Here is an 11,139-nt window from a genome sequence, read left to right on the forward strand (position 1 = left end):
ATTATTGACAAAATCAAAAAGATATATAAACTCGATATATGACAGGGGTGAAGAATAAAATAGATATTTACACGATAATTGAAGAAATAGAAAGAAGTAATTATGCAGTAATATATAAGGTAAAAGACAACAAAGGTTCACTACGGGTTTTAAAAATCGCGCGTGCGAATAAACTGGAGTTCAACGAACTCATTTCCCGTGAATTCCAGATTCTCTCACAGTTCAAACATCCCAACATCGTAAAGGTATATGACTATAATATCGATGAACAAGGAAGATATTATTCCGTCCTTGAATACGTCCCTGGTAAGGCGATAAACAAACTCTTCCATACCTTTTCCGAAGAATTCATCGCCGCAATACTCCAGACACTCCACGGACTCAGCGCTTTTCACAACAACGGATTCATCCATTGTGATCTGAAGCCGGAGCACATCCTTTACGTTCAAGAAGAAAAGAAAGTGGTGCTCATCGATTTCGGCTTCGCTGGCACCCAGACGGAACTTAAGGAATTCGCAGGGACTGTCGGCTATATGGCGCCGGAAGTCGCCGCCGGCATCGGCGTGGACCAGCGGAGCGACCTTTACTCCCTTGGTGCGATCATCTATGAAACACTATCCGGGGAAAGAGTAGGGGCTGAATATAAATCCATTAAACAGGTTCCTTACGAAATAAATGGTATGATAAAACGTCTCCTTTCAAAAGAACCGGCGTTCAGACCGACAATTCCGGAATTATATCAGATTCTTTCCGGATATTTTAAAACCACCCGGCTGAAGAAAATTCCTTATAAAGTACAATTACCCCAGACCGTCTTCGTCGAGATTCCTGATATCATCGAAAAATTGCTCTCAACCATCGGAACCGCGGTCATCATCATCGGCGACACCGGAGCCGGAAAGACCCGTCTTCTCCATGAAATGAAATATAAATATTTAATGCAGGGATATTCAGTATTATATTACACCCCGGGAAAAACAATCAGTTTTCTGGAATGTATTCAGAACTTTGTCGGTGGGAAAACCATCGACCTCTCTTCAAAAGAAGAAAAATTCCAGATCTTTGAAGAGATAAATCAGAATTTGAAAAAATTTGCGGAAAACAAAACCGTGATAATTATGGTCGATGAAATGAATAAACTATCCGACTATGAACTCGCTCTGTTCCGTTACATCGGTTATGGAATATATAATTGCAATATCCTGTTGCTCGGCACGTCGGAAACAAGTGAACGGATAAAACAACTCGGGTTCCCGTCGCTGCGTCTGCGGCCCTTTTCGATAAATGAAACCGCTCAACTGTTGGAGAAAACATTCTTCTCGCTCGAACCGACAGAAAAGGACATTCCTCCTTCCCGTTTCACGCAGTGGTTGCAAAAACAGAGCGGCGGTGCACCGCTCTTTATCGTCGAGATTTTGAAAAATCTATTTGAAAAGAAGATTCTCAGTTATTCCAAAAACAGATGGCAGATCGACATGGAATCACTGGATAAAGTAAAAATCACCCGCATCGAGAATTTGTTGAAGAGCAGATTCAAAACAGTGGCTCCGAACGAGAAGGAAATATTGAAACTCCTTTCACTCATTCAACATCCCATTGAAACGAATGTAATAAAAGAATTTGTGGGTGATAATATCGATGTCGCGATTGAACACTTGAGAACTGCAGGACTGCTTCAGGAAGGCACCAAAAAAGAGCAGAGAATCATATATATCCCAAACCAGATTTTAATTCAAACGATCAACACCACCTTAACCAGGGAAGAAAAAAATCGTCTATCCCGAAGACTGATCAAGGTCTTTGAAACGACCCTTTCCACCACCAAAGAATATATCCCTGTTCTAACGGTGTTGTGCGATACCTTGAATGATAAAACCAGAACATTCAAGTATGCCATGAAGGCTGCAGAGCAGGCGGCCAAGATTTATGACTATGGTTCTGCCTTGAATCACTACCGTATCGCGATGAAATATGTAAAATCTGTACAACCGGATATGTACCCGGAAATTTTAATAAGGATTGCGGAGATCAACCAAATCACCGGCAACGGTAAACTTGCCGCCGACTATTTCAAAGAAGCATTAAATTTTAAGTCAAAAAAATATAAATATCTGGGCTATGCTGGTCTGGGAAGAATATGTTCATCAACCGAGAAATATCGTGATGCAGTGGCTTTATTGAAAAAAGCCCTTAAGTTCATTCCAGACAAAAACAGCGAAGATTATATAAAAACCGCAAACCGACTCGCTTATTCCCTGATCTTTTCCAATCGGTTCAAAGAAGCGAAGGGTATTCTGAATCAATCGCTGACAACAACAGAAAAGCTTAAAAACAATGAATTGCTCGCCGAGACAATGTATTACCAGGTGGTCTATGAATGGTCAAAAGAGCATATTGATAAAGGAATAGAAAAAGCTCAAGCCCTCTTGAACTTCACCAAAAAACATAATCTTCTAAAGAATTATGCATATGCCGCAAATCTTCTGTTTATGTTCTATCAACACAAGAATGAAAAAAATTTGATGACCGAATACCTGGATGAAGCAATCAAAACCTTCAAAAAATTGAGTCTGACCAACGCCCTTTTAAGTGCATTGAACAATAAAATATATTTTTATTACACCCAGTTCGACCTTTCCAAGGCAAAAGCACTTTCCCAGGATATATTTCTGCGTGCCAAACAGACCAATAATTCCATGATGGAGATAAAGGCGTTATCGATCCTCGCCGACATCAGCGAATTAAAGGGAAAGTTTGATGAAGCAATAGAATTAATACGGAACTCCTTGAAGATAAAACCAAACCTTCCTGAAACAGTCTTCACCATCATCGTCATCTATTGTAAAAAGGGCGAGCTTAAGCCGGCAAAGATACTGTTCCAGGAAAGATTTTCTGAAAAAAACAATATCTATTATTATTTTGCAGCGGCGTTAATTAAACTCCTGGACAATAAAAATAGTGAAGCGAAAAAAATGTTACAACGCGGTGTCGAGTTGTTGAAAAGTGAAAAGCTTGTGCTGTACAACAGACGGGAAATTTACCTCTATCTTATCGGCTCTTTTTATGAACTGAGGGAATTTAAAAAGTCTCTTCAGTATTCAAAAAAATTGATAAAGATTGCAGCCCCTGGTTCCCGCTGCGCACTCCTGGCTCAGATTTTTACAAAACTGATCAATTACCGTCTCTCAAACAGGGAAATACCTGATATTACTGAAGAAACCGAAATATTAAAAAGAGCAGGATGCCTTTATGACTACGCCTATGTAAAACGGCTGGGAATCGAGGTAATTATAGAAAAAGAAGATATAGATTCGATCGATTTACAGAAAACAGTCAAAGAATTGGACGAAATCTCTGAAATCTTTAAATCATTAAACGCCGTGGTCGAACTCCGGAAAAGTCAGGCACTCCAGAAACAGATACAACCGATTATTTACCGGGATTATTCGAGAAAGAGAATCTCGACAGAATATCTTAAAGTATTTTCAAAACTCGCTGAATTAATCAGCCTGAAGCTGGGTGAAGAGAATTTTGCTGAAGAACTTCTCGACCTCATAATTCAGGCGACCAATGCTGAACGCGGCGCCTTTTTCCTCAGAACTCCTACCGGAAAAATGGAGTTCATCGCCGGAAGGCATCTGGATAAAACAACAATCAAAGACGCCGGCGAGGTGTCAAAAACCGCCATCAAAGAGATGAATAAGAATCGGATCGTCTTCACCAGAGACGCCCTTGCTGACCCTGACTTCAATATCAGACATAGTGTGAAGCTCAACAAGATTCGTTCGATTCTGTGTATACCACTGGCGATATCTGAGAATGTCGTCGGCGCGCTCTATCTCGACTCCCGTTTTAAAGGCGTCTTATTTGACCAGGAAGATAAGGACTTTCTTCTCACGGTAGCCAGGATTCTCGCCTCGGTAATCGAAAAATCACGCGCCTTCCAGAAACTCTCTGAAGAGAATATCTTGTTGAAAAACAGAATGGTGGAAGAAATCGGCAGTGGTTATCTGATGGCGAAATCAAAGGCAATGAAGAATGTCCACCGTATGGCTGAAAAGATCGCCCGTACAAATTCACCGGTGCTCATTCTCGGTGAAACCGGTAGTGGTAAAGGAATGCTCGCCCAGTTCATCCATCTGAAGAGTAAAAGAAAAAATAAAAAATTCCTGACCATAAATTGCGGTACTATTCCGGAAACCCTTCTGGAGTCCGAACTCTTCGGCCATAAAAAAGGTGCTTTTACAGGTGCTGTCGCCGACAAAAAGGGATTATTAGAAGAAGCCCAGGGTGGAACGATCTTCCTTGACGAAATAACCAACACTACTCTGGGGTTCCAGGCAAAACTCCTTGAGGCGATTGAAGACAAAATAATCAGACGCGTCGGCGAAACCCAGGTCCGCAAGATTGACGTAAGATTCTTATTCGCCACAAATAAAGATATCGAAATTGAAGTTGAGGAAAACAGATTCAGAAGAGACCTCTACTATAGAATAAATGTTTTCTGCATTGAGTTGCCGCCTCTGCGGGAAAGAGTCAATGATATTCCGGTCCTTGCCCGACTCTTCCTGAAAAAATTCAGCAGAGAGATGAATAAAAACATCAAGGACTTCACGCCGGAAGCGATGCAAAAGATGAAAGAGTATATGTGGCCCGGTAATGTCAGGGAATTACAGAACGTGATAGAACGCGCCGTTGTGATTACTAAGGGAGAGTTCATCACCTACCGTGACATCGGACTGGGAAAGATCTCTGGAATTGAAGTCGTCCCGATTAAAGAGATAAAAAAAGAGGCGATTATTGAAGCCCTGAATACCACAGAATGGAATGTCAAGAAAGCTGCTGAAATACTCGGCATAAACCGCCGAACAATCCAAAGATATATAAAGAAGTATAATATCAAACAATCATCCTGACAACACCCCCTTTCTCCGTTTCACCCGCTCTCCGTTTCACCACTGTCATTCTGAGCGAAGCGAAGAATCTCTTCTTCCAGCGCAGCTCCCTTCCATGCACATCGTGCATCCCTTTGCCCTCTGCCCTGAATCCTGGCACGGATTTTGCATAATAATAGGGTAAAGGAGTTTAATTATGCCGACGCGTCTTAAGAAAACCTGAGGTAGATCCGGTCCTATCCCAGTCGTCCTGAATACATAACAAGCGTGAAAACAACCGGTTACACTTATGACGTGCTAATATTAAATAATCTATTATTTGTTTGCGACGGCTATGCTGGCTTGCACATTTTTGACATTTCAAACCCTCAAACACCGATTGAACTTGGCCATCTTAATACACCGGGTGACGCAATTAAAGTGGCGGTCCGTGATTCATTTGCTTATGTAGCAGATGACTTCTGTGGGTTACGCATAATCGACATAAGCAATCCTGTACAACCCAATGAAGTCGCTTACTATGATACACCGGGTGAGGCGATCTGGATCGCGGTCGATAGTGTGCATGCATATATCGGTGACCTGTCTGAAGGGCTTCAAATAATAAACATCCAGAATCCTTATGCACCTTATTTCGTATCACAATGGAAAGGCCCTGATTTAGCGTATGTATGGGGGGTGGCAGTGCTTGATACTTTGTTTTTTCTTTCTGGATTAGATGTTATTTCCGGCCAGTTTGTAAATCTAACCGTATTAAACATCATTAATCCTCTTAACCCGGACTATGTTAACGGCCTTAATTTTCCTGCACCACCTCATGGGCTGACCGTTACTGACTCCTTTGCTTATATTTGCTGCCAGGATTCAGGGATAAGAATTGTTGATATAAGTAATCCAGATATCAATTTACAGTACTATGGGCGCAGAAATAAAAAAAATTGAGCATTTCTGTATTCGGGGTAATTATCAAAAAACAATTAGCACAAAAGAGTTGGAATCAAGTATCTACTTTATTGTCCTCAAATATAACAACCAACAGATCAGCAAAAAGTTCTTACTTATAAAGTGAAGTGGTTATTCGCAAAGATTGACTCACCCGCCTACCCGATGACCAGCCAATCAGGGTAGTGATAGTGTACTTAATTGTGTGGAAATTTGGTTTGACAGGAAGGAAGAACCCAACTGATAAAGCAAAATATTATTCAGCAATTAAATTTTTAGTAATTTCTATCATTTTATTCTTCTCTCTGGGATTGCTTACAGCAATTAAAAGACACAGAGCTGTTAAGGCATTATCATTAAACTTTCTCTCGCCATTTTTTCTATAAAGATAATTTGATTTTTCCAGAAAATAGACAAAAAGCATTGCACCTATTCTTTTATTACCATCAACAAAAGGATGGTCTTTTATAACAAAATATAAAAGATTGGCTGCCTTATCTTCAATGGTTGAATAGAGCTTTTTTCTATCAAAAGTCTGATAAATATTTTTAATAATTGCGTCAAGTTTACCTTTATATTCCTGTCCAAAAATATCGCCTGCTTCATTTTTAGCAATAAGTTTGCTTTTCAGTTGAGAAATTAGTTTCTTTGTTTTTGAATAAGAAAGTCGGAATTTAGCTTTAGTGCCTTTTACTTTCTTTATTTTTTCCTCATCATATTCATTTAATAATGTTAATGTGTTGGCGTAAACAGAAAGAAAGTTTAGTATTTCTTTTTGTTGTCCAACAAGAAGAGGATGAGTGATCTTTTGCTCAAGTAGTTTTATTGTCTCCTGGAGCCGACTGAATCTATCTTGAGATGAAATAAGCCTTTTCTTATTAACCACATATCCTTTTAAAAGATATTTCCTTAGCACTTTTGTCGCCCAGATCCTAAACTGCGTAGCTCTGAAAGAATTGACCCTATAGCCGACAGCGATGATTATATCGAGGTTAAAATAAGTTAAAGTCCTTTTTATTCTTCTCTTTCCTTCCATTCGAACTGTTTCCATTTTGGAAACAGTTGAATTCTTATTAAGTTCACCAGAGGTAAATATATTCTTGATATGTTTTGATATAGCTGCTTTCTGAACACCAAAAAGGTAAGCAATTTGGTTCAAAGTAAGCCAAATAGTCTCTTTCTCTAATTTCACTTCAACTTCAATATCTCCACCTCTGGGCTTGTAGATTACAATCTGGTTTTTTATTTGTTTTTGGTTAGGCATAGTTCTAATTTCCTTTTTAATTACAAAGCTAAATTTTTGAAGTTCGTTTATAGCTTTTAGATAAATCGCGGTAGCTTCAATAACTCATTTTTTAATTATAGAAAGATTTTTATAATCGTCAAGTACTTTTACACTGATTCCTTGTCACTTTCTGTCATTCCTTCGTTCCACTCAGGACGACGTCTGAGTCCGCCGCTCTTTTTGGCGGACGAAGAATCTCTTCTTCCAGCGCAGCTCCCTTCCATGCACATCGTGCATCCCTTTGCCCCATGCCCTCCGCCCTTAGCCCCTTGACATCCTATCAATCTTTATTATACTATATTAGTAACAGAATGGTAAGGACCGTCTTTTAGTAAAGGAGGAAAAAATGGTCAGGCTCTGTAAAATAAGTATCTTACTGAGTATATCGTGTATTCTCCTATGGGGGGGGGTATACGGTTAACTATACTCCATCACAATTTTCGTTTCATAAGGACCAGGGGTATGATCGCATAAAAGCACCTGGTTTTGTTTTTATCGGCAGGCCTGGTATTCCGGAGCTTCCGGTAATCAGTCTTAACTACATAATTCCCTTTGATGCTACGGTTGATTCATTAATAATAAATTCAGTGGATGTCAGACAGATTCCTGGAGAATATCTGATTTATCCGGTGCAGCTGCCGTATTTCCCTGGTGAGACCATCCCCTGGACCGAGCCGGACAGCACAATTTACAACTACGATGATCCATATCCGGCGAATTTTATTCGTATTGCAGGTGAAGGGGTTCTGGATGGTGCGCGGTTGGTTACGATTGAGATAGCGCCTTTGCAATATCGTCCCAAGTCAGGAAGAATATTTTTATTAAGGAATATAAGTTTTAACTTCGCGTACAATGGGATCAATTCTGGTGTGGTTTTGCCTCAGATTCGGGGTCGTTACGAGCAGATGGTGTATGATGCGGTTATTCGACAGGTGGTTGAGAACGAAAATGAGGTGTTATTGTATTATCGGCGGCCAGTGATTGTTGAAGAGAATCAGTTGGGTGGTGCGGCGCCGTATCCGGTTGGTCCGGCGGTGATCATTACACCTGATGAGTTTAAGCCTTATTTTCAGGTTTATGCTGATTGGATGACGGATCAGGGGATAAGGACGGTATTGATTTCACCGCAGACGATCTATGCGTACTTTGCCGGGGTTGATCATGCAGAGCAGGTGCGTAATTACATCAAACACTGTTATCAGACCGCTGGTGGCAGTTATTTTATTCTGGGTGGCGATGATGACTATGTGCCGGTGAGATATGGAATACCAAAGGATTACCCTGATTATTCAATATGGGAAAATGATTCGATTCCCTGTGACCATTATTTTGCTGATTTAACCGGCAACTGGAACTGTGATTCGGGTGGACCTGATATTTGCTGGGGAGAATTAACCGATGATTCAGCAGACTGTTATGCTGATGTTTTTGTTGGGCGGGTAACTGCCCTTGATACGACCGAGGTAAAGAACTGGGTGAGTAAAGCAATCCACTATGAGCAGAGTCCCGGGGTCAGATTTGATGAGGCATTATGGATTAACGATGGTTTTTATAATCAACAAGCCCATAATAAATTTCCAGTTCATTTCAGTCATCGAGATTGTAATTCGGTCTATGCAGATGTAGCATTTTATGCGATTGATTCAGGTTATGCCTATGTCAATCTTAACTGTCATGGCAATATTTGTGGTTTTACTCCTTACCACTGGGGTTCTGGTCCTAATTATCGTGCGACGATCTACAACTGGTGGCCTGAAGCACCTTCTCAGATGCGAGCAGGCCTTAACTGGTTTACCAATGTCAATAAATACTTTTTTGTTTATGGAATCAGCTGCCACTGCGGTGCCTTCGATGGTTTTGCTCATACAAATGAAGATTCTTCTGACACCTGTATTGCTGATGCCTTTGTTGATACTTATCTTTATAATGCTCAGGGAATGCAGGGTCCATTTGGTGCCTGCGCCGCAGTTTTACAGACCCGAAGCCCGGAATATTTCTGGAATGAACTCCAGACATCTTTTTATGATGCACTCTTTGGCCATCTTGAGGTTTCACCTGATGAAAGATCTGCCTATCTTGGCGTTGCATTAGCCCTTTCAAAGTCCAAACAAGCTGCTCAATGGTATACACAATGGTATTACCGGCATGATTTTTACTGTCAGAATCTATTTGGTTCACCAGTTACTGAAGCCTGGACCAAAACACCTGCTTATATAAATGTTTTTCATCCCACACGTACAATTACTGGACCACAAATATTTACAGTAACGGTTAAAACCGCAGGTTTCCCCTCAGTGCCGATTGCCAATGCCAAAGTATGTCTAAATAAACCTGGTGATGTTTACGAAGTCGGGATGACCGACCTTAATGGTCAGGCAATATTTAACATTGCACCGCAGTATGGTGGTACGATGAAGATTACAGTAACCAGATCGCATAATATTGAAAGTGATTATGACCAATATTATCCTTCACAGACAATCTGTGAGGTATCTCCGGCTGAAGGTGGCGAACAATCTCTTATTTCAAAAGACTTGATTCCAGATGAACTCTGTATTACCAGTATTTCTTCAATAATAAAGAGGTACTGTCGAATAAAATTTGGTGTTGCGGTAAAAGGAGACATCACTTTGGCACTTTACAATCCAGTTGGTCTCTGTGTTCAGCAAACAGTGAAAAGTGCTCTTGCTGCGGGTTATTATGAAGAAGTTATTGATCTCAAAGATTCAGCTGTTGGGGTTTATTTTATCGTTGTCAAACAGGGTAAAGAAAAGGTTAGTAAAAAAATCCTGTTAATAAAGTAGAGGTATTTATAATGCGGTCCTTACCATTCTTGTATTTTAAGGAGAGGAGATGTTAAAGAGGTTTTTATTATTTATTATTATCAGTTTTTGTGCTGGTCAGATCAACTGGCAGATTGAAGTGGTGGACTCGATGCCAACAGGGGCGAATGAGTATTATTTTAATTCGATGGCGTTACAGAGTAATAATATGCCGGGAGTGGTTTACAATCGGGATGATTTTAGGAATGTTATCTTTGCCTGGCGTACTGATTCGGGGTGGGCTAAGGAGACTGTGGATTCCGGGTATTTCTATTATGCTTTTTCATTGGTTTACGATGATAATGATGTGGCGCATCTAAGTTTTTATCGGCGGAATGATTCATTGGAGAGGACCTATCTGTGTTATGGTCGGCGTGATTCATCGGCCTGGCACATAACTGCGGTGGATTCAATTGATGGTTCATTGGGTGGATATTACTGGAATTTCAATACTTCGATTGCCCTGGATACAGCAGGTTATCCCGGGATCGCGTATATTGCCTGGAATCTTGCGGATTCACTGCATTACATAGAATATGCCCATTATAATGGTACTTCCTGGGATACATCAGTGGTGGTGCGCGATACTAACTGGTATTATCGTCGTCCGCTTGATTGGAGTCCATCACTTGAATTTAGCAGTCAGGATATTCCCTATATTGCTTTTCATAGAATTCGCAGTGATGTGCATACTGATACCTTAAAATTAGCTTTTTATGACAATTTGCTGGATCATTGGGTGGTTAAAAATGTGAGTTATTGTGCGATGTCAGGATTTCCTGTTTGTTTGGTTTTGGACAGTGCGGATTATCCCTGCATTGCGCATGGTTATGATGCGGGTCTTGCCTATACCTGGTGGGATGGGGTTGACTGGCATACTGACTACGGGATTGCGAGTATCGGCTGGCTTGAGTTGCGGATTAGGCTTGCCTTAGACAGTAATGACAATCCCCATATTTTATATCGGCACTGGGGTGCTGCCTATCCGCGTTATTGTTATAAAGACAGTATCTGGCATCTGTGCGGACCAGTGGAACCAGACTCTGGTGATGCTAATGTGCAGGCGGATGTCAATATCGTGCTCGATAACCAGGACCAGATTCATATTGCTTATAAATATAATGATTATGTTCAGTTTATCAGTGGTTTTAAGTATGCGGTGGGTACGCTTCAGGGTGTTGATGAAAATTCGGGT

The 11,139-nt window shown here is 40.7% G+C and carries 6 protein-coding genes; 5 read left to right on the forward strand and 1 reads right to left on the reverse strand.

Features of this window, described 5'->3' with window-relative positions:
- Positions 1–38: 38 nt before the first annotated feature.
- The 3 genes from ENI34_09975 (at position 39) to ENI34_09985 (ending at position 5,964) form a co-directional block, all read left to right on the forward strand.
- Positions 39–4,916 (forward strand): GAF domain-containing protein, encoded by a 4,878-nt coding sequence (locus tag ENI34_09975; protein ID HEC79446.1) that lies wholly within the window; start codon positions 39–41, stop codon positions 4,914–4,916.
- A 246-nt stretch (positions 4,917–5,162) separates the two neighbouring features.
- Positions 5,163–5,837: a hypothetical protein gene (locus ENI34_09980; protein ID HEC79447.1), complete on the forward strand. Its 675-nt coding sequence runs from the start codon at positions 5,163–5,165 to the stop codon at positions 5,835–5,837.
- Positions 5,812–5,964, forward strand: a complete 153-nt coding sequence (locus ENI34_09985; GenBank protein ID HEC79448.1) for a hypothetical protein — start codon at positions 5,812–5,814, stop codon at positions 5,962–5,964. Before ENI34_09980 ends, ENI34_09985 begins: the two co-directional genes overlap by 26 nt.
- A 129-nt stretch (positions 5,965–6,093) precedes the next feature.
- On the opposite strand, the gene ENI34_09990 is transcribed toward ENI34_09985, so the two are convergent.
- On the reverse strand, positions 6,094–7,101 hold the full coding sequence (locus ENI34_09990) for a Fic/DOC family protein (protein HEC79449.1): 1,008 nt from the start codon (positions 7,099–7,101) through the stop codon (positions 6,094–6,096).
- Positions 7,102–7,709: 608 nt separating this feature from the next.
- Between ENI34_09990 and ENI34_09995 the strand changes: the two genes are divergently transcribed.
- Together ENI34_09995 and ENI34_10000 are read left to right on the forward strand one after the other, a co-directional pair.
- On the forward strand, positions 7,710–9,926 hold the full coding sequence (locus ENI34_09995; protein ID HEC79450.1) for a hypothetical protein: 2,217 nt from the start codon (positions 7,710–7,712) through the stop codon (positions 9,924–9,926).
- A gap of 49 nt (positions 9,927–9,975) precedes the next feature.
- Positions 9,976–11,139, forward strand: a 1,164-nt coding sequence (locus ENI34_10000; protein HEC79451.1) for a hypothetical protein, incomplete at its 3' end; no start/stop codon positions are given.

It is taken from the genome of candidate division WOR-3 bacterium (genome assembly GCA_011052815.1).
Classification (GTDB): domain Bacteria; phylum Hydrothermota; class Tepidihabitantia; order SM23-42; family SM23-42; genus DRIG01.